Annotated in this window: 31 protein-coding genes; 19 read left to right on the top strand and 12 right to left on the bottom strand. The window is 65.5% G+C overall.

The annotated features are described in order from the left end of the window. Nucleotides 1–59 precede the first annotated feature (59 nt). Complete coding sequence (locus tag L0962_RS08685; RefSeq protein WP_234085971.1) at nucleotides 60–497, top strand: nucleoside deaminase; 438 nt, start codon at nucleotides 60–62, stop codon at nucleotides 495–497. Between the two features lie 84 nt (nucleotides 498–581). Here L0962_RS08685 and arsB read toward each other — a convergent pair whose 3' ends face one another. Genes arsB through L0962_RS08700 form a run of 3 tightly spaced genes read right to left on the bottom strand, consistent with a single transcriptional unit; the run spans nucleotide 582 to nucleotide 2,401 of the window. Beyond that, complete coding sequence (gene arsB / locus L0962_RS08690; protein ID WP_234085972.1) at nucleotides 582–1,658, bottom strand: ACR3 family arsenite efflux transporter; 1,077 nt, start codon at nucleotides 1,656–1,658, stop codon at nucleotides 582–584. Nucleotides 1,659–1,661: 3 nt separating this feature from the next. Then, nucleotides 1,662–2,072 carry an arsenate reductase ArsC gene (locus L0962_RS08695; protein ID WP_234085973.1) on the bottom strand — a complete coding sequence of 137 codons (411 nt, stop codon included), beginning with the start codon at nucleotides 2,070–2,072 and terminating at the stop codon, nucleotides 1,662–1,664. Continuing rightward, nucleotides 2,069–2,401, bottom strand: coding sequence for a helix-turn-helix transcriptional regulator (locus L0962_RS08700; RefSeq protein WP_234085974.1), 333 nt, complete (start codon nucleotides 2,399–2,401; stop codon nucleotides 2,069–2,071). The genes L0962_RS08695 and L0962_RS08700 overlap by 4 nt, the downstream gene beginning before the upstream one ends. 265 nt (nucleotides 2,402–2,666) lie before the next feature. Between L0962_RS08700 and L0962_RS08705 the strand changes: the two genes are divergently transcribed. The 4 genes from L0962_RS08705 (at nucleotide 2,667) to L0962_RS08720 (ending at nucleotide 4,007) form a co-directional block, all read left to right on the top strand. Further along, nucleotides 2,667–2,870, top strand: a complete 204-nt coding sequence (locus tag L0962_RS08705; RefSeq protein WP_234085975.1) for a cold-shock protein — start codon at nucleotides 2,667–2,669, stop codon at nucleotides 2,868–2,870. Nucleotides 2,871–3,025: 155 nt separating this feature from the next. Then, on the top strand, nucleotides 3,026–3,388 hold the full coding sequence (locus L0962_RS08710) for a hypothetical protein (protein ID WP_234085976.1): 363 nt from the start codon (nucleotides 3,026–3,028) through the stop codon (nucleotides 3,386–3,388). A 32-nt stretch (nucleotides 3,389–3,420) separates the two neighbouring features. Continuing rightward, nucleotides 3,421–3,675, top strand: a complete 255-nt coding sequence (gene infA, locus L0962_RS08715) for a translation initiation factor IF-1 (RefSeq protein WP_234085977.1) — start codon at nucleotides 3,421–3,423, stop codon at nucleotides 3,673–3,675. An 83-nt stretch (nucleotides 3,676–3,758) separates the two neighbouring features. Beyond that, nucleotides 3,759–4,007 carry a VF530 family DNA-binding protein gene (locus L0962_RS08720; RefSeq protein ID WP_234085978.1) on the top strand — a complete coding sequence of 83 codons (249 nt, stop codon included), beginning with the start codon at nucleotides 3,759–3,761 and terminating at the stop codon, nucleotides 4,005–4,007. Between the two features lie 64 nt (nucleotides 4,008–4,071). Here L0962_RS08720 and L0962_RS08725 read toward each other — a convergent pair whose 3' ends face one another. Next, nucleotides 4,072–5,265 carry an MFS transporter gene (locus tag L0962_RS08725; RefSeq protein WP_234085979.1) on the bottom strand — a complete coding sequence of 398 codons (1,194 nt, stop codon included), beginning with the start codon at nucleotides 5,263–5,265 and terminating at the stop codon, nucleotides 4,072–4,074. A 97-nt stretch (nucleotides 5,266–5,362) separates the two neighbouring features. On the opposite strand from L0962_RS08725, the gene L0962_RS08730 reads away from it, so the two are divergent. Beyond that, the gene (locus L0962_RS08730) at nucleotides 5,363–6,337 is read left to right on the top strand and encodes a LysR family transcriptional regulator (RefSeq protein ID WP_234085980.1); all 975 of its coding nucleotides are present in this window, start codon (nucleotides 5,363–5,365) and stop codon (nucleotides 6,335–6,337) included. 47 nt (nucleotides 6,338–6,384) lie between these two features. On the opposite strand, the gene L0962_RS08735 is transcribed toward L0962_RS08730, so the two are convergent. The 4 genes from L0962_RS08735 to L0962_RS08750 all read right to left on the bottom strand — a co-directional run bounded on the left by L0962_RS08735 (nucleotide 6,385) and on the right by L0962_RS08750 (nucleotide 9,422). After that, nucleotides 6,385–7,161: an ABC transporter permease gene (locus tag L0962_RS08735; protein ID WP_234085981.1), complete on the bottom strand. Its 777-nt coding sequence runs from the start codon at nucleotides 7,159–7,161 to the stop codon at nucleotides 6,385–6,387. A 10-nt stretch (nucleotides 7,162–7,171) separates the two neighbouring features. After that, nucleotides 7,172–7,951: an ABC transporter ATP-binding protein gene (locus L0962_RS08740; RefSeq protein ID WP_234085982.1), complete on the bottom strand. Its 780-nt coding sequence runs from the start codon at nucleotides 7,949–7,951 to the stop codon at nucleotides 7,172–7,174. Between the two features lie 81 nt (nucleotides 7,952–8,032). Further along, on the bottom strand, nucleotides 8,033–9,061 hold the full coding sequence (locus L0962_RS08745) for an ABC transporter substrate-binding protein (RefSeq protein ID WP_234085983.1): 1,029 nt from the start codon (nucleotides 9,059–9,061) through the stop codon (nucleotides 8,033–8,035). A gap of 34 nt (nucleotides 9,062–9,095) precedes the next feature. After that, nucleotides 9,096–9,422 (bottom strand): hypothetical protein, encoded by a 327-nt coding sequence (locus L0962_RS08750; protein WP_234085984.1) that lies wholly within the window; start codon nucleotides 9,420–9,422, stop codon nucleotides 9,096–9,098. 34 nt (nucleotides 9,423–9,456) lie between these two features. On the opposite strand from L0962_RS08750, the gene L0962_RS08755 reads away from it, so the two are divergent. Both L0962_RS08755 and queF read left to right on the top strand, forming a co-directional pair. Continuing rightward, complete coding sequence (locus tag L0962_RS08755; protein WP_234085985.1) at nucleotides 9,457–10,320, top strand: hypothetical protein; 864 nt, start codon at nucleotides 9,457–9,459, stop codon at nucleotides 10,318–10,320. 121 nt (nucleotides 10,321–10,441) lie between these two features. Continuing rightward, complete coding sequence (queF, locus tag L0962_RS08760) at nucleotides 10,442–11,281, top strand: NADPH-dependent 7-cyano-7-deazaguanine reductase QueF (protein WP_234085986.1); 840 nt, start codon at nucleotides 10,442–10,444, stop codon at nucleotides 11,279–11,281. A 5-nt stretch (nucleotides 11,282–11,286) separates the two neighbouring features. Here the strand turns inward: queF and L0962_RS08765 are convergent, their stop codons facing one another. Next, nucleotides 11,287–11,928: a GDSL-type esterase/lipase family protein gene (locus L0962_RS08765; protein WP_234085987.1), complete on the bottom strand. Its 642-nt coding sequence runs from the start codon at nucleotides 11,926–11,928 to the stop codon at nucleotides 11,287–11,289. Between the two features lie 94 nt (nucleotides 11,929–12,022). On the opposite strand from L0962_RS08765, the gene L0962_RS08770 reads away from it, so the two are divergent. From L0962_RS08770 to ureE, 6 genes are read left to right on the top strand one after another with little or no spacing between them, the layout of a single operon-like run. Further along, on the top strand, nucleotides 12,023–12,886 hold the full coding sequence (locus L0962_RS08770; RefSeq protein WP_234085988.1) for an urease accessory protein UreD: 864 nt from the start codon (nucleotides 12,023–12,025) through the stop codon (nucleotides 12,884–12,886). A gap of 9 nt (nucleotides 12,887–12,895) precedes the next feature. Further along, complete coding sequence (gene ureA, locus L0962_RS08775) at nucleotides 12,896–13,198, top strand: urease subunit gamma (protein ID WP_234085989.1); 303 nt, start codon at nucleotides 12,896–12,898, stop codon at nucleotides 13,196–13,198. 10 nt (nucleotides 13,199–13,208) lie between these two features. Next, on the top strand, nucleotides 13,209–13,514 hold the full coding sequence (locus L0962_RS08780; protein ID WP_234085990.1) for an urease subunit beta: 306 nt from the start codon (nucleotides 13,209–13,211) through the stop codon (nucleotides 13,512–13,514). After that, on the top strand, nucleotides 13,514–15,220 hold the full coding sequence (ureC, locus tag L0962_RS08785; RefSeq protein WP_234085991.1) for an urease subunit alpha: 1,707 nt from the start codon (nucleotides 13,514–13,516) through the stop codon (nucleotides 15,218–15,220). Before L0962_RS08780 ends, ureC begins: the two co-directional genes overlap by 1 nt. Nucleotides 15,221–15,225: 5 nt before the next feature. Then, nucleotides 15,226–15,558, top strand: a complete 333-nt coding sequence (locus tag L0962_RS08790; protein ID WP_234085992.1) for a multidrug efflux SMR transporter — start codon at nucleotides 15,226–15,228, stop codon at nucleotides 15,556–15,558. A 5-nt stretch (nucleotides 15,559–15,563) separates the two neighbouring features. After that, nucleotides 15,564–16,103, top strand: a complete 540-nt coding sequence (gene ureE, locus L0962_RS08795) for an urease accessory protein UreE (protein ID WP_234085993.1) — start codon at nucleotides 15,564–15,566, stop codon at nucleotides 16,101–16,103. A gap of 15 nt (nucleotides 16,104–16,118) precedes the next feature. Here ureE and fliL read toward each other — a convergent pair whose 3' ends face one another. After that, the gene (gene fliL / locus L0962_RS08800) at nucleotides 16,119–16,475 is read right to left on the bottom strand and encodes a flagellar basal body-associated protein FliL (RefSeq protein WP_234085994.1); all 357 of its coding nucleotides are present in this window, start codon (nucleotides 16,473–16,475) and stop codon (nucleotides 16,119–16,121) included. A 194-nt stretch (nucleotides 16,476–16,669) separates the two neighbouring features. Here fliL and L0962_RS08805 point away from each other — a divergent pair, with 194 nt between their 5' ends. From L0962_RS08805 to L0962_RS08815, 3 genes are read left to right on the top strand one after another with little or no spacing between them, the layout of a single operon-like run. Continuing rightward, nucleotides 16,670–17,362 (top strand): urease accessory protein UreF, encoded by a 693-nt coding sequence (locus L0962_RS08805; RefSeq protein ID WP_234085995.1) that lies wholly within the window; start codon nucleotides 16,670–16,672, stop codon nucleotides 17,360–17,362. Between the two features lie 7 nt (nucleotides 17,363–17,369). Then, entirely contained in the window at nucleotides 17,370–17,975 is a 606-nt protein-coding gene (ureG, locus tag L0962_RS08810) for an urease accessory protein UreG (RefSeq protein ID WP_234085996.1), read from the top strand. A gap of 55 nt (nucleotides 17,976–18,030) precedes the next feature. After that, nucleotides 18,031–18,234 carry a hypothetical protein gene (locus L0962_RS08815; protein ID WP_234085997.1) on the top strand — a complete coding sequence of 68 codons (204 nt, stop codon included), beginning with the start codon at nucleotides 18,031–18,033 and terminating at the stop codon, nucleotides 18,232–18,234. Here the strand turns inward: L0962_RS08815 and L0962_RS08820 are convergent. Then, on the bottom strand, nucleotides 18,231–19,400 hold the full coding sequence (locus L0962_RS08820; protein ID WP_234085998.1) for an MFS transporter: 1,170 nt from the start codon (nucleotides 19,398–19,400) through the stop codon (nucleotides 18,231–18,233). The two genes, L0962_RS08815 and L0962_RS08820, sit on opposite strands and share 4 nt — an antisense overlap. Nucleotides 19,401–19,672: 272 nt before the next feature. Between L0962_RS08820 and L0962_RS08825 the strand changes: the two genes are divergently transcribed. Both L0962_RS08825 and L0962_RS08830 read left to right on the top strand, forming a co-directional pair. Further along, nucleotides 19,673–19,972, top strand: coding sequence for a hypothetical protein (locus tag L0962_RS08825; protein ID WP_234085999.1), 300 nt, complete (start codon nucleotides 19,673–19,675; stop codon nucleotides 19,970–19,972). Nucleotides 19,973–20,066: 94 nt separating this feature from the next. Continuing rightward, entirely contained in the window at nucleotides 20,067–21,695 is a 1,629-nt protein-coding gene (locus tag L0962_RS08830; RefSeq protein WP_234086000.1) for a Na/Pi cotransporter family protein, read from the top strand. 21 nt (nucleotides 21,696–21,716) lie between these two features. Here the strand turns inward: L0962_RS08830 and L0962_RS08835 are convergent, their stop codons facing one another. Then, on the bottom strand, nucleotides 21,717–22,664 hold the full coding sequence (locus tag L0962_RS08835; protein WP_234086001.1) for an alpha-E domain-containing protein: 948 nt from the start codon (nucleotides 22,662–22,664) through the stop codon (nucleotides 21,717–21,719). Nucleotides 22,665–22,676 lie beyond the last annotated feature (12 nt).

A 22,676-nucleotide genomic window follows, 5' to 3' on the forward strand; every position in this document is an offset into this window, starting at 1 on the left:
GTCAATGCCATTCGCTGCTACGATTAAAGGATTGATCAGCACATACGAGGAGCCCCACCATGGACGAATTCATGCAAGCCGCCATCGCCGAAGCGCAACAGGGTCTGGCCGAGGGCGGCATTCCCATCGGCTCGGTGATCGTGCACAACGGCCGCATCATCGGGCGCGGTCACAACCGGCGGGTGCAGCAGGGCAGCGCCATTCTGCACGGCGAGATGGACGCCTTCGAGAACGCCGGCCGCCAGCCGGCCTCGGTCTATCGGGAGGCCATGCTGTACACGACCCTGTCGCCGTGCGCGATGTGCAGCGGCGCGATCCTGCTCTACGGCATCACCAAGGTGATCGTCGGCGAAAACCGGACCTTCATGGGCGAGGAAGCATTGCTGCGCTCGCGCGGCGTCAGCGTCGAAGTGCTGCAGGACGCGACCTGCATCGGCCTGATGCGCGACTTCATCGCCGCGCGGCCGACGCTGTGGAACGAGGACATCGGGGTTTGAACCCGCGCCGGATTTCCTGCCTTTGCTGCGGTCGACCGCAGCAAACAGGCGAAATCCGGCCCCCGGGCACGCCGATGGCCACAGTCAACGACGCAGCCCCGCCTCGTACCACCCGCGCGTCCCATTGACCACGCGCACCACCAGCAACATCGCCGGCACCTCGATCAGCACGCCGACCACGGTCGCCAGCGCCGCCCCCGACTCGAAGCCGAACAGGCTGATCGCCGCAGCGACCGCCAGTTCGAAGAAGTTGGATGCACCGATCAGCGCCGACGGACAGGCGATGGCGTGCTTCTCGCCGACGGCGCGGTTCAGCCAGTAAGCCAGCGCCGAGTTGAAGAACACCTGGATCAGGATGGGCACGGCAAGCAACGCGATGACCAGCGGCTGCCCGATGATGGCCTCGCCCTGGAAGGCGAAGAGCAGCACCAGCGTCAGCAGCAGCGCGCCGATGGACCACGGCCCGATCCGCGCCATGGCCGCCTCGAAGACCGCCTGGCCGCGCGCCAGCAGGCGGCGCCGCCACAATTGCGCGAAACCCACCGGCAGCACGATGTAGAGCACCACCGAGGTCAACAGCGTGTCCCAGGGCACCGTGATCGCCGACATGCCGAGCAGCAGCGCCACCAGCGGCGCGAAGGCGAAGACCATGATGCTGTCGTTCAGCGCGACTTGCGACAGCGTGAACAGCGGATCGCCGCCGGACAGCCGGCTCCACACGAAGACCATCGCCGTGCACGGCGCGGCGGCCAGCAGGATCAAGCCGGCGATGTAGCTGTCCAGTTGATCCGCCGGCAACAGCGGCGCGAACAACTGGCGCACGAACAGCCAGCCGAGAAAAGCCATCGAAAACGGCTTGACCAGCCAGTTCACGAACAGCGTCACGCCGATGCCGCGCACGTGCTGACGCACCTCGTGCAGCGCGCCGAAATCGACCTTGACCAGCATCGGCACGATCATCACCCAGATCAACAACCCGACCGGCAGATTGACCTGCGCCACCTCCAAAGCGCCGATGGCCCGGAACAGCCCCGGCGCGACCTGCCCGGCGACGATGCCGGCGACGATGCACAGGCCGACCCACAAACTCAGATAACGCTCGAACACCGACATCGGCGCCCCGCTCGCGGCGCGCACGCCGACTTCACACTGGACCGACATGGCTCAATCCCACAGCAGCAAGGCGGCGCGCACGGCCGGCACCAGCCGCGCACGGATGTCGTCGCGTACCGCGATGAAACTCGCCAGCGGCTCGCCATGCGGATCGTGGAACCCGACATGGATGCGCTGCACCGGCCGCGGGAAGATCGGGCAGCTCTCTTTCGCGTTGTCGCAGACGCTGACCACCAGATCGATGGGCTGGTCGAGCACGGCGTCGATGGTCTTCGGGTACAGGCCGTCGGTCGGCAGGCCGGCCATGCGCAGCGCCGCAATGGCGCCCTCGGCAACGGCCGGCTGCGGCTCGGTGCCGGCGGAAATGGCGCGGACCTGCCCGGCCAGCGCGTCGTTGAGGATCACTTCGCCCATCTGCGAGCGACAGGAGTTTCCGGTGCACAGCACCAATACGGTTTTCATGCGGGCTCCTTGTCGGCGCACAGGCTGTTGGGGAAACAGCCGCCCTCGCCCTGGCAGCAATTCTGCGTCAGGAAGGCGAGCAGTTCGTCCATCGCCGGAAAGACCGCCGAGTAGCGGATGAAACGGCTCTCGCGCTGGCCCTGGATCAGCCCGACGCGGCTCAGATGGCCGAGGTGGAAAGACAGCGTGGCCGGCGCCAGGCCGGTCGCCTCGCCAATCGGCCCGACACACAGGCCCTCCGGCCCCGCCTCGACCAGCAGGCGGTAGATGCTCAGGCGGGATTCATGGCCCAGCGCGGCAAGGCGCTCGGCGGCGATCAGGGTGTCCATGGGACCGTGCTCCGTTCATTACGATAATTCGAGTATTATCGAATTATCAGCAGCAGTCGAGTGAAAGTTTTGTGACGAATGCCAGATTTTGTTTGCCTTATGACGCCAAGCCACGTATTGTGCACCGCAGCGATTTCTGGTTGTGTAGTTATTTTGTTGGTCTAGTACCCGCAGTTCTGCGGCGCCATTCCCCCATTTTTACCTCGCCCTCTTGATCTCGCCCCACCCTGGGGCCCAGCCCCGTCAATTTTCGGAGATTCAAGACATGGCAGCAGGTACCGTCAAATGGTTTAACGATTCCAAGGGCTTCGGCTTCATCACGCCCGATGGCGGCGGCGAAGATCTCTTCGCGCACTTTTCCGCAATTCAATCCAACGGCTTCAAGACCCTGGCCGAAGGTCAGCGCGTCAACTTCGACGTGACCACCGGCCCCAAGGGCAAGCAGGCGAGCAACATCCAGATCGCCTGATCGGCATATTGCATGCCCACGGCGGCCGCAGCAAACGGCCGCCGCCCGTGCCATTCCTGCAAGACAAGCAAGCAACCGCGCGCTCGGGAAACCGGTCGGGCCGTCGCGTTCCGACCCACGTTGCCCTCGGGCGACACAACGATGAAGGGCAGCGCATGAGCCAGGCCATCCAGCGTACCGAACTGAAAACCTATTACTACACCCCGGTCCATTGCCCGTTCTGCGGCACCCGGGTGATGGGTGCCGATCCGCAGGACGAAACGCGCATCACCGCCTGTCCGCACACGCTGTTCATCGCCCACGACACGGCCTTCGAATACCGTTCCGAGCGCCTCAACAGCAATCTGAAGCTGAACGGCCTGAGCGATAAGGAAGTCGAGGAACGCTGGCTCGGCGAAGCGGGTGGCGTGGACGGCTTGACCGACCAGGTCACGCTGGCCGATGCGATCAAGGTCGCTGCCTATGCCCCGGCCCCGTCGGCCTACGGCTCTTACTACGGCTTTGCGCCGACCGAATAATCAGCCCGCCGGCTTACTCTGGAGAAATCGCCATGGCCAAGGAAGATCTGATCGAAATGCAAGGCGTCGTGATGGAAGTGCTGCCGGACTCGCGCTTCCGCGTGACGCTGGACAACGGCCACATGCTGGTCGCCTACAGCGGCGGCAAGATGCGCAAGAATCACATCCGCGTGCTGGCCGGCGACAAGGTATCCCTCGAACTGTCGCCCTACGACTTGTCCAAGGGGCGGATCACCTTCCGCCACATCGAGGGCCGCACGCCCCCCGCCGCCCGGACACGCCGCTAAGGCGATTCATTTTCCGCGGTAAGTAAGGCACGCGAGGTCAGATCAACCGACCCCGTCGAAAACGCCGGCACGACCCGACCTGCATGAACAGCCAAGCCCGCAACCCGCTGCACGGCCTGACGCTCGAACGCATTCTCAACGAACTCGTCGACGAATGCGGTTGGGACACGCTCGGCCGCGAGATCGAGATCCGCTGCTTCACGCACGACCCGAGCATCGCCTCCAGCCTGAAATTCCTGCGCCGCACCCCCTGGGCGCGCGAGAAGGTCGAATCCTTCTATCTCTACGTTCAGCGCCGGAAGATGCGCGCGGACAAGACCAGCGGCGGTTAAAAACGCGGCAATCCTGCGGTCGACCGCAGGATTTCGCCAAAAAAGCGGCTGGCAGGCAGCGTTTTCAGGCCGCGCGCAGACGCACCCACAGCGCGGCGGCGGCGCTCAGCGTCGCCATGCCCATCACCGCGCCCCAGCCCCAGGCGGCCAGCAGCAGACTGCCGAGCACCGCCCCGCTCGCCATGCCGGAGAACATCCCGACAAAGAGCACCGCGTTGAGCCGGCTGCGGGCGCCGGGATCGATCTGGTAAACCAGCGTCTGATGAGCGATCAGCGTCGCCTGCACACCGAGGTCGAAAAGCACCGTACCGACGGCCAGCAGGGTCAGTTGCGCCGTTGTCGGCGCCCACCACCAGGCTGCCGCCAGGCCGGCGAAGGCCAGTGCCGTCAGCCCCGCCCCCAAACGCGTCACCAGCCCGGGACCGCGACGATCGGCCAGATGGCCGGCCAGCGGCGCTGCCAGTGCACCGGCCGCACCGGCCAGGCCGAAAGCCCCGGCTGCCGCGCTGCCGAGATGAAAAGGCGCATCGTGCAACATCACCGCCAGCGTCGACCAGAAGGCACTGAAGCTGACCGCCAGCAGGCCCTGCGCCAACGCCGCGCGGCGCAACGACGGATGGGCGCGCCACAGACCGAGCAGCGATGCGAGCAAGGCGACATAGCTCAGGTTGGTGGATGGCCGCGACGGCTGCATGTGGCGCCAGGCCGTGTAGCCGACGGCCAGGATGCTCAGCGCGGCGATCACGAACATGCTGCGCCAGCCGAGCAATTCGGCGACCAGGCCGCTGACCACGCGCGACAGCAGGATACCGAGCAGCAGCCCGGTCATCACCGTGCCGACGACGCGACCGCGCTGTTCGGCCGAAGCCAGCGTCGCGGCGGCGGGCACGATGTCCTGGGCCAGCGTGGCGGCCAGGCCGACCACCAGGCTGGCCAACAGCAACAGGTGGATCGACGGCGCCAGCCCGGCCGCCAGCAGCGCCAGCAACAGCACGCCGCTCTTGACCAGGATGATATTCCGCCGGTCGTGGCGGTCGCCCAGCGGGGCCAGCAGCAGGATGCCGAGGGCGTAGCCGAGCTGGGTCAGCGTCGGCACCAGGCCGATGCTCCGGCTGGAAGCGCCGATGTCGGCACCAAGCACCCCCAGCATCGGCTGGCTGTAGTACAGCGAGGCGACCGACAGGCCGGCGCTCATCGCCAGCAGCAGGATCAGCAGCGGCGACAGGCCGCCGGCAGGAGTGTTCACGGAAGGGGACATGATGGATGGGGTCCGATGGTTGACGAGAACGCATGTTGATCATTCGCAACACGATTGTGTAGTACGCATTAACGAAGATTTGTTATACATTCAACGCATGAAAAATCCCGTTTCCTCCTCGTCGACCGCAAGCCCGCCCGCCAGCGGCGACCGCATCGAACTGATGCAGACCTTCGTCCGCATCGTCGAAGCCGGCAGCCTGTCGGCCGCCGCCGAGCAGATGGGCACCACGCAACCGACGATCAGCCGCCGGCTGCAGGCGCTCGAGCGCTCGCTCGGCCTGCGCCTGCTGCAACGGACGACGCACCACATGGGCCTGACACTCGACGGCGAACGCTGCTACGAACGGGCGCGCGAACTGCTCAGCAGTTGGGCTTCGTTCGAGTCCGAATTACGCGGGGCCGGCGACGAACCGACCGGCACGCTGCGCGTGATCGTCCCGCACGCCTTCGGCCAGGACCGCCTGATCGATCCGCTGGCCGAGTATCTGGCGCGCTATCCGGGGATGACCGTCGAATGGCTGCTGCACGATGATCGGGCAATCCAGGATTACATCGCCGCCGGCATCGACTGCGCAATCCAGGTCGGCGAAATCACCGATCCCGGGCTGGTCGCCGTCCGGCTCAGCGAGGTGCCGCGCATCGTCGCCGCCGCGCCGTCGCTGCTCGATGGCGGCCCGCTGCCGGACGATGCGGGACAACTGGCCGAACTGCCATGGCTGGCGCTGCGCACTTTCTACCGCAACGAGGTCACGCTGACGCACGGCAGCAGCGGTCGCAAGCGCCGTTTCCCGATCGCCCCCCGCTTCAGTACCGACAGCCTCTATGCACTGCGCAACGCCATGCTGCGCGGCATCGGTGTCGGCATCGCGTCGGCCTGGGTGATCGAGGAAGACCTGGCGCGCGGCGATCTGGTGCGTCTGGCCCCGGACTGGCAGGCGCCGTCGCTGCCGGTCAGCCTGGTCTATCCCTACGCCCGCTTCTACCCGGCCCGGTTGCGCCGCTTCGCCGAAATCGTCCGCCAGGGAGCCGCCGGGATTTTCGGGGATGTCGCCCGGGCAGCGGAGCCCTGAATGAAAAACGGCGCCCGCCGGCGCCGTCGACCGGAAAGCCCGAAAGCTCAGCCCGGCGCGTTCGGGTTGCGGTGCGCCCAGCCGGTCAGCCGCTTCTCGAGCAGCGCGAACAACTCGTACATCACGACGCCCATGACGCCGATGACGATCAGCCCGGCAAACACCAGCGGCATGTTCATCGACGAGCTGGCCGACATCATCAGGTAACCGATGCCGAGGTTGGAGGCGACGGTTTCCGAGATCACCGAACCGACGAAGGCCAGCGTGATGGCCACCTTCAGCGAGGCGAAGAAATACGGCAGCGAGCGCGGCAGGCCGACCTTGATCATGATGTCCCAGCGCTTGGCGCCGAGCGAGCGCAGCACGTCCTCCAGTTCGGGCTCCAGCGTCGCCAGGCCGGTGGCGACGTTGACCACGACCGGGAAGAAGGAGATCAGGAAGGCGGTCAGGATGGCCGGGATCGTACCGATCCCGAACCAGACCACCAGCACCGGCACGAAGGCGACCTTGGGAATGCTGTTGAAACCGACCAGCAGCGGATAGCAGGCCTTGTAAACCAGTGGCGAGGCACCGACGGCCAGGCCGAGCAGCATGCCGACGACGACGGCGATGGCAAAGCCGGCCAGCGTCGTCCACAAGGTCTGCGTCGCGTGCATCATGATCGGCCCGGCATACTCGTGGCCGGAGACCCAGATCGCACTGGGCGCCGGCATCAGGTAATCGGGAATCGACAAGCCGGTGCAGATGGCTTCCCAGATCAGGAACAGCGCAATCGTCAGCACCCACGGGGCGCTCTTGATCACGGTGGTTTGCTTGATGGCCATGACGGGCTCCTCAGGATTCGCGGATGCGGCCGATGTGCTCGCGCAGTTCATGCACGTAGCCGGCGAAGGCATCGGTATAGGTCACGTCGAGCGGGCGCGGACGCGGCAGGTCGATTTCCTTGCGCACCAGGATGCGGCCCGGACGCTTGCTCATCACGTAGACGGTGTCGGCGAGAAAGACCGCCTCGCGCAGGTCGTGGGTGACCAGCACGATGGTGAACGGCTTTTCCTGCCAAAGATCGCGCAGCATGCACCACAGCTCCTCGCGGGTGAAAGCGTCGAGCGCGCCGAACGGCTCGTCGAGCATCAACAGGCGCGGCTGGTGGATCAGCGCGCGGCAGATCGACGCGCGCTGCTGCATGCCGCCGGACAATTCCCACGGGAACTTGTCGCCGTAGCCGGCCAGGCCGACGCGGGCGAGCAGCGCCTCGGCGTCGGCACGGAACTTTTCCTTCTCCTGGCGCAGTCGACCGCGATAAGGCTCGACGATCTCCAGCGGCAGCATCACGTTGTCCAGCGTGGTGCGCCAGGGCAGCAGGTTGGCGGCCTGGAAGGCCATGCCGACGATCTTCAACGGCCCGCCGACCTCGCGGCCATCGACGAAGACGTTGCCGACGCTGGGCGGCTTCAGGCCGGAAACCAGCTTCATCAGCGTGGATTTGCCGCAGCCGGAAGGACCGACGACGGCGACGAATTCACCCTCGCGGATGTCCAGGCTGACATCCTCGATGGCATTGGCGCCACCCGGCGCATAGGCCAGGCTGACGTTCTCGAATTTGACGAAAGACATGCGTTTTTCCTGTCGGAGCAAGGCGGCCGGGAGGCCGCCGACGACGGATCGCGGCCGGCAACGACCGGCCGCGGGCGGAACTTATTTGACCGTGCGCTCGGCCTTGGCCGGCAGGAAGCCGGCATTGAACAGTTCGGCACCGTTGGCCAGCTTGGGCAGACCGAAGGCCTCGACCGTTTCGGCCAGCGAACGTTGCAGGCGCTCGGCGGTCACCGCGCCCAGGCCGTTGGCCTTGCTTTCAGCGGTCACCACGCTGCTGTCCAGCGCCAGCTTCAGGCGACGGGTCTCCAGCGCAACGTTGATCAGCGGATCGCGTTCCTTGACGTAGGCGATGGCGGCATCCGGGTTGGCGATGGTTTCCTTGAGCGCCTTGTTAAAGGCGCGCAGCAGGCCGGCAACGGCCTTCGGATTTTCGGCAATCATCTTCGGGCTGGCGATGATCGCGTTGCCGTACAGTTCGACGCCGTAATCCGGGTACTTCAGCGCGACGATGTCTTCGGTCTTGACGCCGCGGGCTTCCAGATTGAGCAGGCTGGTGAAGTAGAAACCGGTGATGCCGTCCACGTCGCCGCGGGCCAGCAGGGTTTCGCGCAGCGCCGGCTCGACGGTCTGCCACTTCACGGCATCGACCGCCAGCTTGTTCGACTTGGCAAAGGCCGGCCAGGCCTTGCGGCCGCCGTCGAAGATCGGCGCCGCCAGCGTCTTGCCGGCAAGATCGGCCGGCTTGGTGATGCCCGACTTCTTGAGCACGAAGACGGCGGCCGGCGTTGCGTTGTAAACCATGTAGACCGCCTGGATCTTCGAACCCGGCGTCTTGGCATCATGCTCGACCAGTGCGTTGAAGTCGGCAAAACCCATGTCGTAGGCGCCGGTGGCGACGCGGGTGACAGCACCGGCCGAGCCGGAACCGGAATCGATTTCGACATCCAGGCCTTCGGCCGCAAAGTAACCCTTGGACTTGGCCATCAGGAACGGGGCCGACGGACCTTCGAAACGCCAGTCCAGCGTGAACTTGATCTTGGTCTGTGCGCTCGCCAGCGTGGGAGCGGCAAGCATCGCCACACCGGCGGCAAGAAGAAGGCGGCGACAGGCGCTGAACGGAACGGACATGAAAGATCTCCTGAACGGTTGAAATGTCACCCCTTCAGCAATCGCCATGCCAATACATAAACACATGTTTATAAACGCATTTCCAAAGAGCAAACTTTCCGTGCACGAAAAAGGGAAGGGCTACCCCCTGTTTTTCGTCCATTTTTCCCGGAAAATGCGCCCACCAATGGTGCATGGGCGGTAAAAACGCCCCTGCGGGGTGCATGGTTTTTTCATATTTCGATTCAAGCAATGCCATTATATTCAATGAGATATACGGATCGCGATATACGATTTCTGCAATACTGTGTATTCCGCAACTAACCGGCGCTTCCTGATAAATTTTGCCCATCGGTTCGATATTGCACCGCAGCATCGGCACGAAAAATCCAAATCAAACCCAGGAGGTCTCACCCATGTTCACCAAGAAGTCTTCCCTGATCGGCTGCGCCCTGCTCGCGGCCGGCATTTCCGGCGCCTTCGCCGCCGACTGGAGCGATACCTACATCGGCTATCGCTACGGCACCAAGTTCGCCGAGCCGTTCAACAAGAACGATATCGCCAAGAACATCGTAAACCTGGGCCATGCCAGCGGCTACAAGTACGGAACCAACTTCCTGAACGTCGATTTGCTGATGGCGGACAACAAGGATCCGGCCTCCCCCGGCTCGAGCAACGGCTCGCAGGAAATCTACGTGGTTTATCGCCACACCCTGGACTTCGGCAAGATCATCGGCAGTCCGGAGACCTTCAAATGGGGCCCGATCCGCGGGGTTGGCTTCACTGCCGGATTCGACGTCAATACCAAGAACGACGCCGGTTACAACTCGCGCAAGCGCATGCTGGTTGCCGGTCCGACGGTGATGATGGACGTACCGGGTTTCCTGAACATCAGCGTACTGCAGTTGTGGGAAAGCAACGCACCGTACAACAAGTACACCAACACCAGCACCGAACGCTACAGCTACGATCCGCACCCGATGCTGACCGCCGCCTGGGGCATTCCCATCGGTTCGCTGCCGCTGTCCTTCGAAGGCTACCTGAACTACATCGCCGCCAAGGGACAGAATGAATTCGGCGGTGGCACCAAGCCGGAAACCAACATCGACGCGATGGTCATGTACGACGCCAGCTCGCTGGTCGGCGCCAAGGCCAAGACCTTCCGCGTCGGTCTGGAATACCAGTACTGGCGCAACAAGTTCGGTAACGACCACAAGGGTGCAGCCGGCGATGGTGCCTTCGCCAAGACCCCGATGATCCGCGCCGAATATCACTTCTAAGCATCCCGGTCTCTCCTGCGCGGCGCAGTCGGCTTCGGCCGCTGCGCCGCGTTTTCGCAGGCGCCTGCCTGTCTTCTCTTTCCAACCTGCACCACGCGGTGCAGCGGGTAAAATCGGCCCCATGAATTCCTGTGTCGATCCCAGTAGCCAATCCCCGCTCGGCAAGGCCACCGAGTACCGCGATACCTATGCGCCGGAACTGCTGTTCCCGATCGCCCGCCAGATCAAGCGCGACGAAATCGGCGTCGCCGCCAATGCGCTGCCCTTCGTCGGCGAGGATCTGTGGAACGCCTACGAAATCTCGTGGCTGAACCCGAAAGGCAAGCCGGTGGTCGCTCTTGGCGAATTCCGCGTGCCTGCCGCCAGCCCGAACCTGATCGAATCGAAATCCTTCAAGCTTTACCTGAATTCGCTGAACCAGTCGGTTTTTGCCGGCACCAGCGAGGTCGAAACGGCGCTGACGCGCGATCTGTCAGCCGCCGCCGGTGCGCCAGTCAGCGTGAAAATCGCCGATTTGCGCGGTCGACCGCAGGTTTCACTCGATTATCCGGCCGGCGTGCTGCTCGACGAACTCGACATCGCCTGCGACACCTATCAGCCGACGCCGGCGTTGCTGGCCACGGTCGACGGCCCGGAAACCGAAGAAACGCTGATCTCGCACCTGCTCAAGTCGAACTGCCTGGTCACCGGCCAGCCGGACTGGGGCATGGTCGTCGTCCGCTACCGCGGCCGGCCGATCGATCGCGCCGGCCTGTTGCGCTACATCGTGTCGTTCCGCCAGCACAACGAATTCCACGAACAGTGCGTCGAACGCATCTTCTGCGACATCACGCGCCGCTGCGCGCCGGCCGCGCTGGCGGTCTACGCGCGTTACACGCGGCGCGGCGGACTGGACATCAACCCGTTCCGCAGCAGCGGCGAATTCACCGCCCCGGCCAACCTCCGCGAGGTGCGCCAATAAACCGGTCAGCGCGCCGCCAGCCCGAGCTGCTGCAAGCGGGCGTGGATGCCGGCGGTCATCTGCCGGTAGCCCTCGGCATTCGGATGGATGGCGTCGGCACGCCATTCGCTCCGGCCGAGCACGTCGGCGAAGACATCGGGCACCAGCGGAATGCCCTCCTCGTCGGCGAGCGCCGCGTAAATCGGCGCATCGGACGGACGCCCGGCCATCGCCATCAGCGACAAGGCCGGCACCGCGATCAACACGACCTGCGTGCCATTCGCCCGGATTTCGCGCACGATCCGGCGCAAGTCCTCCTTGACCGCCTCGGCCGGCCGGCGCCGCAGGAAATCGTTGCCGCCCAGTTCGAGCAGCACCAGTTGCGGCCGGTGTTCCGCCAGCAATGGCCCGATGCGGCCGACCGCCGCCTGCGCCGTATCGCCCGGTACACCGGCATTGACGATGCGCCAGCCGGTACGCGCGGCCAGCAGGCCGGGCCAGTCTTCGCCCGCCGCCGCACCGGTGCCGAAGGTGACGCTGTCGCCGAATGCCAGCACGACACTGTCGGCCGGCAGTGCGGCCAGTCGGGGCGGCTTCCTGTTGCAGCCGGCCAGCAAGGCGGCCAGGCCGGAACCGGCCAAGGTGGCGAGAAATGCTCTGCGCTGCATGGCGACGCTCCGTCATCGAACAGCCGGCAGCTTAGCGCAGGCTGCGCATTCTTGCGTATGGCCCGCCCGGCAGCGGCGCGCGGATAATCGCCCGATGACTTCCCGTCTGCCCGCGACATCCCCGGCCGCCAGCACCTGGCAGGCCGAATTGCACCTTGCCTTCACCCGGCAGGGGGCGCGCAGCGTGCTCAGTCAAAACCGCCACCGCGGCCCGCTGCGCGTGCAGAAAGCGCTCTACCCGGAAGGCGATGCGGTCTGTCAGGCGCTGCTGCTGCATCCGCCGTCGGGGATCGCCGGCGGCGACCATTTATCGATCGATATTGCGGTCGACCGCGACAGCCACGCACAAATCACCACGCCGGGCGCCGGCAAGTGGTACCGCTCGGGCGGCGCCGAGGCATCGCAGACGGTGCGGCTGGAGGTCGGCCCCGGCGCGACGCTGGAGTGGCTGCCGCAGGAAGCCATCGTCTTCGACGGCGCAATCGCCCGCATGGACAGCCGCATCACGCTCGCCGCCGACGCCCGCTACCTCGGCTGGGACATCCTCTGCCTCGGTCGCACCGCCGCCGGCGAACGTTTCGCGAACGGGCATTTTTCGCTGTTCTGCCGGGTCGACCGCGCCGGTCAGCCGATCTGGCTGGAACGCGGCGCTTTCGCCGGCAACGACGGCATGTTCGCCAGCCCGGCCGGCTGGGCCGGCACAACCGTCTGCGGCACGCTGCTGTGCAGTTTCCCGGAACTGCCGCAACAGGCCACTGCCCTGCTCGAAGCCCTGCGCGCGGTGACGCCCGCCGACGGCGCCCGACACGGCATCACCGCCCCGCCCGGCCTGCTGATCGCCCGTTACCTCGGCGACAACAGCGAAGCCGCCCGGCAGTGGTTCGCCGAACTGTGGAAAATCCTGCGTCCGGCCTGCTGCGGTCGACCGGCCGTTTTGCCCCGAATCTGGAATACCTGAGGAGTCGTCATGGAACTGACACCGCGCGAAAAAGACAAGCTGCTGATCTTCACCGCCGGCCTGCTCGCCGAGCGGCGCAAGGCCAAGGGCCTGAAGCTCAACTACCCGGAAGCCGTGGCGCTGATCACCTGCGCGATCATGGAAGGCGCCCGCGAAGGCAAGACGGTGGCCGAGCTGATGCACGCAGGCACGCAGGTCTTGAGCCGCGCCGACGTGATGGACGGCATCGCCGAGCTGATCCCGGAAATCCAGGTCGAAGCCACCTTCCCGGACGGCACCAAGCTGGTCACGGTCCATAACCCGATTGTTTGAGGAGCACACGATGATTCCCGGAGAACTCCTCGCCGAAGCCGGCGAACTCGAACTCAACGCCGGCCGCCCGACGATCACGCTGGTCGTCGCCAATACCGGCGACCGGCCGATCCAGGTCGGCTCGCACTACCACTTCTTCGAAACCAACGCCGGCCTGAGCTTCGACCGTGAAGCCGCCCGTGGCTTCCGCCTCGACATCGCCGCCGGCACCGCCGTGCGCTTCGAGCCGGGCCAGACGCGCACCGTGCAACTGGTCGCGCTGGCCGGCGAGCGCAAGGTCTACGGTTTCCGCGGCCTCGTTCAGGGAGCACTGTGATGGCGAACAAGATCACCCGTCAGGCCTATGCCGAAATGTTCGGCCCGACCACAGGCGACCGCCTGCGCCTGGCCGATACCGACCTCATCATCGAGGTCGAGAAGGACTACACGATCTACGGCGAGGAAGTGAAATTCGGCGGCGGCAAGGTCATCCGCGACGGCATGGGCCAGAGCCAGCGCGTGTCGGCTGAAACCGTCGATACCGTCATCACCAACGCGCTGATCGTCGATGCCGTCACCGGCATCGTCAAGGCCGACATCGGCCTCAAGGACGGCCGCATCGCTGCCATCGGCAAGGCCGGCAACCCGGACATCCAGCCCGGCGTGACCATCGTCGTCGGCCCCGGCACCGAAGTCATCGCTGGCGAAGGCATGATCGTCACCGCCGGCGGCATCGACAGCCACATCCATTTCATCTGCCCGCAGCAGATCGACGAGGCGCTGTATTCCGGCGTGACGACCATGATCGGCGGCGGCACCGGCCCGGCCACCGGCACCTACGCCACGACCTGCACGCCCGGCCCCTGGCACATCCATCGCATGCTCGAAGCGGCCGACGCCTTGCCGATGAACCTCGGTTTCCTCGGCAAGGGCAACGCCAGCCTGCCGGAAGCCTTGCGCGAGCAGGTCGAGGCCGGCGTCATCGGGCTGAAACTGCATGAAGACTGGGGCACGACGCCGGCCGCCATCGACTGCTGCCTGTCGGTCGCCGACGAGATGGACGTGCAGGTCGCCATCCACACCGACACGCTCAACGAATCCGGTTTTGTCGAAGCGACGATTGGCGCCTTCAAGGGCCGCACCATCCACACCTTCCACACGGAAGGTGCCGGCGGCGGCCACGCGCCGGACATCATCAAGGCGACCAGCCTGCCCAATGTCCTGCCCAGTTCGACCAACCCGACCATGCCGTACACGGTGAACACCATCGACGAGCACCTCGACATGCTGATGGTTTGCCACCACCTCGACCCGAGCATCGCCGAGGACGTCGCCTTCGCCGAATCGCGCATCCGCCGCGAGACGATTGCCGCCGAAGACATCCTGCACGACATGGGCGTCTTCTCGATGATGTCCTCCGACTCGCAAGCCATGGGTCGCGTCGGCGAAGTCATCATCCGCACCTGGCAGGCGGCGCACAAGATGAAGCTGCAACGCGGCACGCTGCCGGAAGACAATGCGCGCCACGACAACTTCCGCGTCAAGCGCTACATCGCCAAATACACCATCAACCCGGCGCTGACGCACGGTATCGCGCATACGGTGGGCTCGATCGAAGTCGGCAAGCTGGCCGACCTGGTGCTGTGGAAACCGGCCTTCTTCGGCGTCAAGCCGAGCCTGATCCTGAAGGGCGGCATGATCGCCGCCGCCGCGATGGGCGACCCGAATGCCTCGATCCCGACGCCGCAGCCGGTGCACTACCGGCCGATGTTCGGCAGCTTCGGCAAGGCGCTGAAAACCTCGGTCACCTTCGTCTCGCAGGCCGCGCTGGAAAATACTGCGGTCAACGCGCTGAATCTGCAAAAACCGCTGGTTGCCGTCTCCGGCTGCCGCGGGGTGCAAAAGTCCGACATGGTGCACAACGGCGCCACGCCGGAAATCACCGTCGATCCCGAAACCTACGTGGTCAAGGCCGACGGCGTGCACCTGGTCTGCGAGCCGGCCACCGAATTGCCGCTGGCCCAGCGCTACTTCCTGTTCTGAGCGGCATGCAGCACTGGCTCTACCTCGGCGTGGCGATCGTCAGCGAAGTCGTCGCCACCTCGGCGCTGAAGGCGGCGGAAGGCTTCACCCGGCCGCTGCCGTCGCTGGTCGTCGCGGTCGGCTACGGCATCGCCTTCTACTGCCTGTCGGTGGTGCTGCGCACGCTGCCGGTCGGCGTCACCTACGCCATCTGGTCCGGCATCGGCGTCGCGCTGGTCGCCCTGGTCGGCTGGCTGGTCTATGGCCAGTCGCTCGATCTGGCGGCCGTGCTCGGCCTGACGCTGATCGTCGCCGGCGTCATCGTTCTCAACGTCTTCTCGAAAACCGTCGCTCACTGACCCTCATGCTCATCCTCACCCAACGCAGCACCGCCGCCGCCACCGACTCGGTGGCGCTGGCCTACGACGAACGCAAGCGCAGCCGGCTGAAAGTCAAGCTCGCTTCCGGCGCGGAAGCCGGCATCTTTCTCGAACGCGGCGACCACCTGCACGGCGGCGACAAGCTGGCGGCGGAAGACGGCTCGGCCGTCGTCGAAATCCTCACCGCGCCGGAAAAGCTGATCGAGGCCGTCGCCGACAGCCCGCTACTGTTCGCCCGCGCCGCCTACCATCTCGGCAACCGGCACGTGCCGGTGCAGATCCTGCCGACCGACAACGGCGGCAAGCTGCGCTTCCAGACCGACCACGTGCTGGCCGACATGGCGAAGGGCCTCGGCTGCACGATCAGCGAAACGGAAGCGCCCTTTCAGCCGGAATCCGGGGCGTATGGTGCCCATGGCGGCCACCATCACCACGGCGACGAACCCGAGCATGGCGACCTGCACAATCCCGGTCACGGTCCACATCGCTCGGTGCCGAAAATCCACGAGTTCAAGCCGCGTTGAGCGCGGCGGACGGGCTTACTGAATGATGAAGGACGGAAACAGGACTTCCTTGACACCGGTCTTGGGGTCGCCGTGAATCACGTGATTGACCGCATCGACGATGTCGTCGGCAAGTTCCTTCTTGCCGGCCAGCGTGCGCAATTTATCTTCGCTGCGTTCGGACAGCAGCAGGATGATCGCGTGCTGGATTTTCGGGCGGAACATGTCGAATTCGTGGGCGGCTTCAGGTGCCGCCGCTTCGAGCACGACTTCGAGGCGCAGATAACGGGTCGCCCCCAGGTTGACCGTGAATATCATCGGCTGCGGCCCACCGCCGCCACCGCCATGACCGCCGCTGTTGGCCCAGGCGAACGGCGACAGCAGTGCTGCCATGAGAAAAATCGAAATAAACCGGATACGCATTGACCGAGCCGCCAGCAAAATGAACGTCGAATCAGCCGCTTCCCCGTTTTTCGTCTGCCCGGCGAATGCGACCTCCCTGGCCGGATTTTCCTTGGCATGGGAGCAAATTGCAATTCGCCCGTGTGTCCCCGGCAGCCGGCGGGCGCACTTTCCGGAGAAGGCCCGTGGCTGCTGACGGCCTGCTGCAACAGGCCCGCCTGCTGCAACTGGCCAGCCCGGCGCTGCCGGTCGGCGCCTACACCTATTCGCAAGGCCTGGAATGGGCGGTCGAATCCGGCCTCATCCGCGACGAGGCGAGCGCCGGTCGCTGGATCGCCGACCTGCTGGCGCACGGCATCGGCCGCTACGAGGCGCCGCTGGTTTTTGCCCTGATGACGGCGTGGACCGCAGCAGAGCCGACCACCATCCGGCGCTTGAACGACGAGTTCCTGGCCAGCCGGGAAACCGCCGAGCTGCGCGCCGAAACCGCCCAGATGGGCTTTTCGCTGCGCCGACTGGTGCGCGACCTGCGCGACGCCTCGTTGAACGGCGTCGGCGAAACCGTCGAGACACTGCCCGAAGTCGCCTTTCCCGTCGTCTGGGCCGGCATCGCCGCCGCCTGGAAAATCGATCCGTCGGCCGCGTTGACCGCCTACCTCTGGGCCTGGGCCGAAAACCAGGTGATGGCCGCGCTGAAGGCAGTGCCGCTCGGCCAGGCCAGCGGCCAGCGCCTGCTCGCCGAACTCGGCGGGCGCATCCCCGATATTGCGGTCGACGCGCTGAATCTGCCGGAAAGCGAATGGTCGAACTTCACGCCGGCCTTCGCCATCGCCTGCGCCCGCCACGAAACCCAATACTCCCGTCTCTTCAGATCCTAGGAAAAACATGAGCAAACAAGCATTGCGCGTCGGCATCGGCGGCCCCGTCGGTTCCGGCAAAACCGCCCTGACGCTGGCGCTGTGCCAGGCCCTGCGCGACAAGATCGACATGGCCGTGGTCACCAACGACATCTACACCGCCGAGGATGCCAAGTTCCTGGTCAATCACTCGGCGCTGGCACCGGAGCGGATCATCGGCGTCGAGACCGGCGGCTGTCCGCACACCGCCATCCGCGAGGACGCCTCGATCAACCTCGAAGCGGTCGACCGCCTGCAGCGCGCCTTTCCCGGCGTCGAGCTGATCCTCGTCGAATCCGGCGGCGACAACCTGGCAGCAACCTTCTCGCCGGAGCTTTCCGACCTGACCATCTACGTCATCGACGTCGCCGCCGGCGAGAAGATCCCGCGCAAGGGCGGCCCGGGCATCACCAAGTCCGACCTGCTGGTGATCAACAAGATCGACCTGGCGCCGCTGGTCGGCGCCTCGCTCGAGGTCATGGCGACCGACGCCAAGGCGCAGCGCGGCGAACGGCCTTTCGTGTTTTCCAACCTGAAGACCGGCGAAGGGCTGGCGACGATCATCGCCTTCATCCGCGAGCGCGGCATGCTCTGACTTGCCGCGGCGGCGGCGATCGGCCGATACTCCATCCTTCAAGGAGGAGAACACGATGACCGATGCCCAGATTCGCGACGCCATTCGCTCCGGCTGGCCATTTTTCGGCGTCACCGGGCGTGGCGACGTCCTCGCCCGCTACCTGCCCTACGGCCCGATCTACCGCTGGAAGCAGAACCAGATGGTTCCGACCCCGTTACAGGGCGAAGACCTGCTGTGGTGGTTGCGGGCAGCCGACGAGAACGACGCCGACGGCTAGGCCGGGCGCCGCCACAGCGGCGCCAGTCCGAGCAGCCCGAGCAACGGCCCGGGCAGCAGCAACCAGGCGACCTGTCCGCCCAGATCGCCGACCCAGCGTGTGGAAAGCTGGATCGACACCATCGTCACGGCAAAACCGATGGCGTTCTGGAAAGCCAGCGCGCTGCCGACGATTTCCGGCGGACAGGCGCGCGCCGACAGCGCCGAGAAATGCGGCGAATCGGCGACCACGCAAAAGCCCCAGCACAGCAGCACGGCCAGCTTCCAGGCCAGCGGCACGGCATCGAGGAACGGAAACAGCGCGCAGCAGATAGCCGAAGCGGCCAGCGCCAGCGCCGCCACGCGGGCACTGCCGATGCGCCGGCTCAGCCAGCCGCCGCTCACGCAACCCAGCGCGCCGATGCCGACCACCGCAAACGCCAACCCGGCTGCCTGCGCGCTGCCGCCGGAGGCCAGACCGCCAACGACCAGCAACGACGGCACCAAGGTCCAGAACGCATACAACTCCCACTGGTGGCCGAAATAGCCGAAGGCGGAAGCCCGGAAGGCGGGTAGCGAAAACGCCTGCAGCACGCGCCCCAGGCGCAACGGCGGCGCCCCGTGACGCAGTTTCAGGTGCGGCCCGTCGCCGAGCCGATGAATCAGGGCGGCGGCACACAAGGCCAGCCCGGACGAGGCCAGGATCGCCAGTTGCCACTCGGCGCTACTGGCCGCGAAGCGCACACCGTGCGGCAACGCGGTGCCCAGCGTCAGCATGCCGACCAGCCAGGCCAGCGCCGCCCCCGCTTCGGCCGGCACCCAGCTGACGACCAGCTTCATGCCCAGCGGGTAGACGCCGGCCAGACAGAAACCGACCGCGAACCGCCAGCCGATACCGGCCGCCAGGCCGTCCGCCAGCCAGGCAAAACCGGCATTGCACAAGGCACCGAGGACGGCGCAGACGGCAAAGATCCGGCTGGCCGGAAAACGGTCGGCCAGCCCGCTCAGCGAGAACAGCAGCGTGCCGGCGATGAAGCCGAACTGTACCGCGTTGGTCAGCGTACCGAGGTCGCCGACGCTCAGGCCCCACTGCCGCATCAGGTCTTCCGCCGCGGCGTTTGCCGAGAACCATAACGAGGTCCCGAACAATTGCGCGATCACGATGATCGCTACCGGATGTCTGCGCATCCTGGTCTCCTGTCTATTTTGTCTCCAGCCGCCTTATAGCACCGGAAACGGCGATCCCACCAGCGCCGGGACTTTCGTGCACCGCACCAAAACCAGCCGGAGAAAATTGCCCATGCACCACGGTCGACCGCAGAAAACCCGGGAAAACCAAGGGAATAAGCACTAAGCGGCTGAGTTGAAACCATTTTTCCGCAACGCAACAACAGGCACGATTTTCGCTGGCATGACTTGCCCCGCCCCAACGGGAAAAGTCGTACCCATAAGGAGAAACCATGTCGACCGATAAATCGATGGAAATCGCCCAGTTGCTCGCCCGCTTCAAACTCCGGGTCAAACGCTCGCTGGGACAGACGGTCGATCTGGAACGCCTGACCCGCGAGCCCGAATATGCCCGCCAGCGGCTGAGCGAGATCGAGGAAGCCGCCGAGGAAGAAGAACTGCTGATCATGCTCCTGCAACTGCGCAGCCATCTGCTGCCGGTCGCCGCGCCCCCCAGCCCTGCCAGCGACGAAGCCGCGCCGGCGCGAACGGCGGAAACCCGCAGCTATCTGCGCGGCGCCCGCGCCTGGTAAGCCCCCGGCTGCCAGTCGGCGGCCTTCCCCGACGCCCTTGACGGAATGGCTGGCGGACCGCAATCTGGCAGCCGGAAAACGGTAGGGGGAGTTCATGGAGCGCATCGACCTGGCCGGCCTGCTCGGCGGCATCGGCCTGTTCCTGCTCGGCATGACGATGATGACCGACGGCCTGAAAATGGCGCTCGGCCCCGCGCTTTCCCGCCTGTTGCAGGCGTGGACCGCAACCCGCCTGCGCGGCCTGCTGTTCGGCGTGCTGGCCACCGCTCTGGTGCAATCGTCGACGGCGATCACCGTCGCCACCATCGGTTTCGTCAATGCCGGTCTGCTGTCGCTCGGCCAGTCGCTGTGGGTCATCTTCGGCTCCAACCTGGGCAGCACCTTCACCGGCTGGCTGGTCGCCATGATCGGCTTCAAGCTCAAGCTCGAAGTCGCGGCGCTGCCGATGATCGGGATCGGCATCCTGTTGCGCCTGTCCGGTGCGGAAACCCGGCGCGGGGCGCTGGGCAGCGCGATCGGCGGCCTCGGCGTCCTGTTCCTGGGCATCGACTTCCTGCAGCAGGCGTTCGTGGCCGGCGGCGATGCCTTCGATTTCGAAGCCCTGTCGGGTTACGGTTTCTGGTCCCTGCTCGCCTTCGTCCTGGCCGGCACCGTGCTGACCGTGCTGCTGCAGGCCTCGGCGGCGACGCTGGCGATCGTGCTGACGCTGGCCGAGGCCGGGGTGCTGCCGCTGACCGAAGCCGCGGCGATGGTCATCGGCGCCAACATCGGAACCACGGCGACCGCGCTGATCGCCACCATCGGCGCAACCCCGAATGCCCGCCGGGCGGCCCTGGCGCACGTCGCATTCAACATCCTGGCCGGCGGTACGGCGCTGCTCGGCCTGCCCTGGATACTCGACCTGCTGGCAGTGCTGCGCGATGCATTGGCGCTGGGTAACCAGCCGGCGATGACGCTGGCGCTGTTCCATACCGCACAGAACCTGATCGGCATCCTGCTGATGTGGCCGCTCAGCGAGCGCCTGGCAAACTTCCTGCGCCGCTGTTTCCTGAGCCAGGAAGAGGAAATCGGCCGACCGCACTACATCGACCGCAATGTCGGCGCGGTGCCTTCCCTTGCGGTCGACGCGCTGCATCGGGAAATTTCCCGCGCCGGCCACCTGGTACTGGAACGAGCCCGCGCCCGCTGTGCGATGGACGAGGCCAACCTGGCCCGGGTCGATGCCTTTCCCGCGCTGGCCAAAGCCATCGTCGCCTTCGTCACCGAGGTCAACCGGCACCCGATGCCGGCCGATACGGCTGCGAATCTGGCATTGCTGCTGCGCGTCCATCGCTATTACGACACCTGCCACGAACTGGCTGCCGAAGCGGCGAGAACCCATGCGGCGCTGCCGGCGCTCGACAGCGAATTGGCTGGCGATGTCCGACGCACGCTGGACACCGCGCTGGCGCTGCTGCAAACGCTCGATCCCGGTCTACCGGCGTTCGCCACGCCCGGCGCCGAGGCGTTGAACGACTTCGAAAGCGCTTATCAGTGCGTCAAGGCCGCCCTGCTGCAGGCAGGGGCCAGCGGACGGCTGGATATCGACCGGATGGACGAGGCGATGAGCGGCCTGAGCGCGCTGCGCCGCTTGCTCGAACAGGCGAGGAAAGCGGCCGGCAGCCTGGCCGAATTGGCGCCGCAGCCCATCGGAACGCCGACTGCGGCAACCCAGGCGGCGTGAATCTGCCGCCGGAACGCCCAATCAGGCGGCTTCGCTCATCGGCACCAGGAAATCCTTGCTGATCCCATCGCCGAGCAGATAGATGCGATCCATGAAATCGGTCAGCCATTCATGCAGGCCGTCCTTGAGAATTTCCTCGATCCGGCCGTAGCGCAGCTGCGAATAGAGCATGCCGGCCTGCCGCTGGGTTTCGCCGGAATGGCTGTTGGCGATCAGTTCGAGGTTCTTGACCACGCTGGCCAGGCAGAAATGCAGTGAGCGCGGCATGTCGCGGTCGAGGATCAGCAGTTCAGCGACACGGTCGGGCGTGATGACATCGCGGTAAACCTTGCGATAGACCTCGAAAGCCGACACCGAACGCAGCAGCGCCCCCCATTCGTAGAAGTCGCTGGCGCCTTCTTCCTCGCTCGTCGGCAACACGTGGTATTTGACGTCGAGAATGCGCGCCGTGTTGTCGGCCCGTTCGAGCAGGGTGCCGAGCCGGATGAAGTTGTAGGACTCGTCCTGCAGCAGCGTACCCAGCGTCGTGCCGCGTGTCAGCGCGGAACGCAGCTTGACCCACTCGAAGTACTCGGTGATGCCGCTGTTGAGAATCTGCTCGAAACTCTTGCCCCGCGCTTCCAGCCACGTCGAATTGAGCGTTTCCCACATTTCGGTGGTCAGCGTGCCACGCACGGCGTGGGCATTTTCGCGGGCCATGCGCAGGCAACTGAAGATCGACGAGAAGTTGTCCGGGTCGGTGGTCATGAAACGCAGCACGTTTTCCCCGTTGACCGTGGCGTGCTTCGCGGCATACGCCTCTTCCAGACTGTTCAGGGCGATGATCCCGGCCCAACTCCGGTTGGCGGCTTCCATCGACTGCGGCACCAGCGACATCTGCCAGGTGACGTCGAGCAGGCGGGCGAGGTTCTCGGCCCGTTCCATGTAACGGGACATCCAGAACAGGTGATCGGCAGTACGGCTCAGCATTTTCTCTCTCCC

Origin of the sequence: Azonexus sp. R2A61, from assembly GCF_021401135.1 — a bacterium.
Taxonomy (GTDB): Bacteria; Pseudomonadota; Gammaproteobacteria; order Burkholderiales; family Rhodocyclaceae; genus Azonexus.

Bases quoted from the DNA above. Each gene is read 5' to 3' on its own strand.
- arsB (WP_234085972.1), bottom strand. From the start codon at position 1,658: ATGTCGGTCCAGTGTGAAGTCGGCGTGCGCGCCGCGAGCGGGGCGCCG.
- L0962_RS08790 (WP_234085992.1), top strand. From the start codon at position 15,226: ATGCAGCACTGGCTCTACCTCGGCGTGGCGATCGTCAGCGAAGTCGTC.
- L0962_RS08745 (WP_234085983.1), bottom strand. From the start codon at position 9,061: ATGTCCGTTCCGTTCAGCGCCTGTCGCCGCCTTCTTCTTGCCGCCGGT.
- infA (WP_234085977.1), top strand. From the start codon at position 3,421: ATGGCCAAGGAAGATCTGATCGAAATGCAAGGCGTCGTGATGGAAGTG.
- L0962_RS08740 (WP_234085982.1), bottom strand. From the start codon at position 7,951: ATGTCTTTCGTCAAATTCGAGAACGTCAGCCTGGCCTATGCGCCGGGT.
- L0962_RS08820 (WP_234085998.1), bottom strand. From the start codon at position 19,400: ATGCGCAGACATCCGGTAGCGATCATCGTGATCGCGCAATTGTTCGGG.
- L0962_RS08765 (WP_234085987.1), bottom strand. From the start codon at position 11,928: ATGCAGCGCAGAGCATTTCTCGCCACCTTGGCCGGTTCCGGCCTGGCC.
- L0962_RS08815 (WP_234085997.1), top strand. From the start codon at position 18,031: ATGACCGATGCCCAGATTCGCGACGCCATTCGCTCCGGCTGGCCATTT.
- L0962_RS08755 (WP_234085985.1), top strand. From the start codon at position 9,457: ATGTTCACCAAGAAGTCTTCCCTGATCGGCTGCGCCCTGCTCGCGGCC.
- ureA (WP_234085989.1), top strand. From the start codon at position 12,896: ATGGAACTGACACCGCGCGAAAAAGACAAGCTGCTGATCTTCACCGCC.
- ureE (WP_234085993.1), top strand. From the start codon at position 15,564: ATGCTCATCCTCACCCAACGCAGCACCGCCGCCGCCACCGACTCGGTG.
- L0962_RS08695 (WP_234085973.1), bottom strand. From the start codon at position 2,072: ATGAAAACCGTATTGGTGCTGTGCACCGGAAACTCCTGTCGCTCGCAG.
- L0962_RS08735 (WP_234085981.1), bottom strand. From the start codon at position 7,161: ATGGCCATCAAGCAAACCACCGTGATCAAGAGCGCCCCGTGGGTGCTG.
- L0962_RS08730 (WP_234085980.1), top strand. From the start codon at position 5,363: ATGAAAAATCCCGTTTCCTCCTCGTCGACCGCAAGCCCGCCCGCCAGC.
- ureG (WP_234085996.1), top strand. From the start codon at position 17,370: ATGAGCAAACAAGCATTGCGCGTCGGCATCGGCGGCCCCGTCGGTTCC.
- L0962_RS08710 (WP_234085976.1), top strand. From the start codon at position 3,026: ATGAGCCAGGCCATCCAGCGTACCGAACTGAAAACCTATTACTACACC.
- L0962_RS08685 (WP_234085971.1), top strand. From the start codon at position 60: ATGGACGAATTCATGCAAGCCGCCATCGCCGAAGCGCAACAGGGTCTG.
- L0962_RS08705 (WP_234085975.1), top strand. From the start codon at position 2,667: ATGGCAGCAGGTACCGTCAAATGGTTTAACGATTCCAAGGGCTTCGGC.
- fliL (WP_234085994.1), bottom strand. From the start codon at position 16,475: ATGGCAGCACTGCTGTCGCCGTTCGCCTGGGCCAACAGCGGCGGTCAT.
- L0962_RS08725 (WP_234085979.1), bottom strand. From the start codon at position 5,265: ATGTCCCCTTCCGTGAACACTCCTGCCGGCGGCCTGTCGCCGCTGCTG.
- L0962_RS08830 (WP_234086000.1), top strand. From the start codon at position 20,067: ATGGAGCGCATCGACCTGGCCGGCCTGCTCGGCGGCATCGGCCTGTTC.
- L0962_RS08825 (WP_234085999.1), top strand. From the start codon at position 19,673: ATGTCGACCGATAAATCGATGGAAATCGCCCAGTTGCTCGCCCGCTTC.
- queF (WP_234085986.1), top strand. From the start codon at position 10,442: ATGAATTCCTGTGTCGATCCCAGTAGCCAATCCCCGCTCGGCAAGGCC.
- L0962_RS08780 (WP_234085990.1), top strand. From the start codon at position 13,209: ATGATTCCCGGAGAACTCCTCGCCGAAGCCGGCGAACTCGAACTCAAC.
- L0962_RS08835 (WP_234086001.1), bottom strand. From the start codon at position 22,664: ATGCTGAGCCGTACTGCCGATCACCTGTTCTGGATGTCCCGTTACATG.
- L0962_RS08770 (WP_234085988.1), top strand. From the start codon at position 12,023: ATGACTTCCCGTCTGCCCGCGACATCCCCGGCCGCCAGCACCTGGCAG.
- L0962_RS08700 (WP_234085974.1), bottom strand. From the start codon at position 2,401: ATGGACACCCTGATCGCCGCCGAGCGCCTTGCCGCGCTGGGCCATGAA.
- ureC (WP_234085991.1), top strand. From the start codon at position 13,514: ATGGCGAACAAGATCACCCGTCAGGCCTATGCCGAAATGTTCGGCCCG.
- L0962_RS08720 (WP_234085978.1), top strand. From the start codon at position 3,759: ATGAACAGCCAAGCCCGCAACCCGCTGCACGGCCTGACGCTCGAACGC.